Source organism: Planktothrix sp. FACHB-1355 (assembly GCF_014748295.1).
GTDB lineage: Bacteria > Cyanobacteriota > Cyanobacteriia > Cyanobacteriales > Aerosakkonemataceae > Aerosakkonema > Aerosakkonema funiforme_A.
The window spans coordinates 1-2,683 of the sequence record NZ_JACJUP010000998.1 but is presented as its reverse complement, the minus strand read 5'-3'; the positions used below and the strand labels follow the sequence as shown (position 1 = coordinate 2,683).

Sequence of the window (2,683 nt, the reverse complement as noted above, 5' to 3'; positions counted from 1 at the left end):
CTAACCCCCAGTCCCTAGCTATAAAAACCCGGTTCTGAAGTCTACCAAACAAGAAAGGAACTCCAGCGCATGAGCTTCTCGCTACCCACCGTTCAATTTGACTCAGAATTACTCCGCAAATACGACCAAGCTGTACCGCGCTACACCAGTTATCCGCCGGCGACAGAGCTGAAACCTGAGTTTGAATTAGTCGATTTCAGAGCTGGGATTGCAGTCGGTAATTATAAAAAAACGCCATTATCTCTCTACTGTCATATCCCGTTTTGCGAAACGCCTTGTTATTTCTGCGGTTGCAATACTGTGATTACGCAACGCAAAGAAGTAGCAGAACCTTATCTGGACTATACGGTGCGTCACATTCGCCAGATGGCAGATTTGATTGATTCCCGCCGCCCGGTCGAGCAAATGCACTGGGGAGGAGGAACGCCGAATTATCTCTCTTTGAGTCAAATTGAAAAGTTATGGGCAGCGATTAATCAGCATTTTCGCTTCGCTCCAAAAGCGGAAATTTCTATAGAGGTCAATCCCCGATATTTAGATCGACAATATGTTCTATTTTTGAAAGATTTGGGATTCAATCGGATTAGTTTTGGCATTCAAGATTTTAATCCGCAAGTGCAGGAGGCAGTTAACCGCATTCAACCAGAAGACCTGCTATTTAATGTGATGGATTGGATTCGAGAAGCGGGGTTTGAAAGCGTTAATGTTGACTTGATTTATGGGTTGCCTTTCCAAACCTTAAATACGTTCCGCGATACTATCCACAAAACGATTAAACTCGATCCCGATCGCATCGCTGTATTTAATTTTGCTTATGTACCCTGGATGAAGCCAATACAGAAACGGCTTCCCCAAGAAGCACTTCCCAAAGGGCCAGAAAAACTCGATATTTTGCAAATGGCGATCGAGGATTTGAGCGGCAATGGTTATGTGTTTATTGGTATGGATCATTTCGCCAAACCAAACGATGAATTGTCGATCGCACAACGGCAAGGAAAACTGCATCGCAACTTCCAAGGTTATACTACCAAACCGGAATCGGATTTGATCGGTTTTGGCGTTACTTCTATTAGTATGCTGCATGATGTCTACGTTCAGAATCACAAGCGGCTGAAAGACTTCTATCGAGCTATTGATGAGAACGTTTTGCCGATCGAACGCGGAGTGAGTCTCAGTCAAGATGATGTGATTCGCCGCACGGCAATCATGGAGTTAATGTGTCAATTCCAATTGTCCAAAGATGATTTTGAAGAAAAGTATCATCTCAGCTTCGATCGAGATTTCGATGAGTATTTTGGCACGGAACGATATGAGTTGAAAAAGCTGGAAGCTGATGGATTAGTTCGCCTTTATCACAATCGCATTGAAGTGACTCCAGCAGGACGATTGTTAATCCGCAATATTGCTTCTGCTTTCGATAGCTATCTGAAGCATAAAACAAATACCAATTTCTCCAAAGCAATTTAATTCTCGGTCAGCGGTCATTAGTCAGTAGTCAGTTGTAATGACCGCTGACCATTGACTGCTGACTAATGACTAATCAAATGAGGGAGGCAAATAAATAATGCGTATCCTGATGATTCAACCCAATTATCACTCTGGGGGAGCCGAAATCGCCGGAAATTGGCCTCCCAGTTGGGTGCCTTACGTGGGTGGCGCATTGAAGACGGCGGGCTTCAATGAAGTACGTTTTGTTGATGCCATGACTAACTATATTGAAGATGCTGAATTAGTGGAAATCATCCGCAATTATCAGCCCGATGTAGTTCTGGCAACGGCAATTACGCCGATGATTTATAAGTCTCAAAATACCCTGAGATTGGTGAAAGAAATCAATCCCGAAACAAAGACTATTATGGGTGGCGTTCACCCAACTTATATGTATCGGGAAGTGTTGAACGAAGCGCCTTGGGTTGATTACATTATTCGCGGTGAAGGCGAAGAAATTACTGTTAATTTAATGCGTGCGATCGCAGATGGTACAGACCTGTTAAATCGCCGTAATATTCTGGGTATTGCTTTTCTCGAAGATGGCAAAATTGTAGCAACTCCAGCCCATCCTCCCATCAAAGATTTGAATACGCTTACTCCAGATTGGAGTCTTTTAGAATGGGAAAAGTACATTTATACGCCTCTCAATACAAGAGTTGCGGTTCCCAACTATTCAAGGGGTTGTCCTTTCCGCTGTCGGTTTTGTTCCCAATGGAAATTCTGGCGCAAATACCGTTCTCGATCGCCCAAACATTTCGTTGATGAAATCGAAAGGTTGGTAAAAGAATATCAAGTGGGCTTCTTTATTTTAGCAGATGAAGAACCGACAATCAACAAATCTCGGTTTATGGCGCTATGTCGCGAACTGATCGATCGCAATCTCGGCGTACATTGGGGCATCAACACGCGAGTCACCGATGTTTTGCGAGATGAAAAAGAACTGCCTTTATATCGCCAAGCCGGATTGGTTCACGTTTCGTTAGGAACAGAAGCCGCCGCCCAATTAAATCTGAATTTATTCCGCAAAGAAACTACGATCGCAGATAACAAAAGAGCAGTACAACTGTTAAGAGAAAACGGCATTTTAGCAGAAGTGCAATTTATCATGGGATTGCCCACCGAAACGCCAGAAACGATCGAAGAAACTTATCGGATGGCGCGGGATTGGCAGGCGGATATGACTAATTGGAAT

General features: G+C 43.7%; 2 protein-coding genes. Both read left to right on the top strand.

Annotated elements, in window-relative coordinates; all coding sequences use genetic code 11:
• Nucleotides 1-69: 69 nt before the first annotated feature.
• Nucleotides 70-1,467: an oxygen-independent coproporphyrinogen III oxidase gene (gene hemN / locus H6S82_RS28085; RefSeq protein WP_190462836.1), complete on the top strand. Its 1,398-nt coding sequence runs from the start codon at nt 70-72 to the stop codon at nt 1,465-1,467.
• Between the two features lie 97 nt (nt 1,468-1,564).
• Nucleotides 1,565-2,683, top strand: a 1,119-nt coding sequence (gene bchE / locus H6S82_RS28080) for a magnesium-protoporphyrin IX monomethyl ester anaerobic oxidative cyclase (RefSeq protein WP_191057098.1), incomplete at its 3' end; no start/stop codon positions are given.

Coding starts and splice junctions, on each gene's coding strand:
- hemN (WP_190462836.1), top strand. CDS start 70: ATGAGCTTCTCGCTACCCACCGTTCAATTTGACTCAGAATTACTCCGC.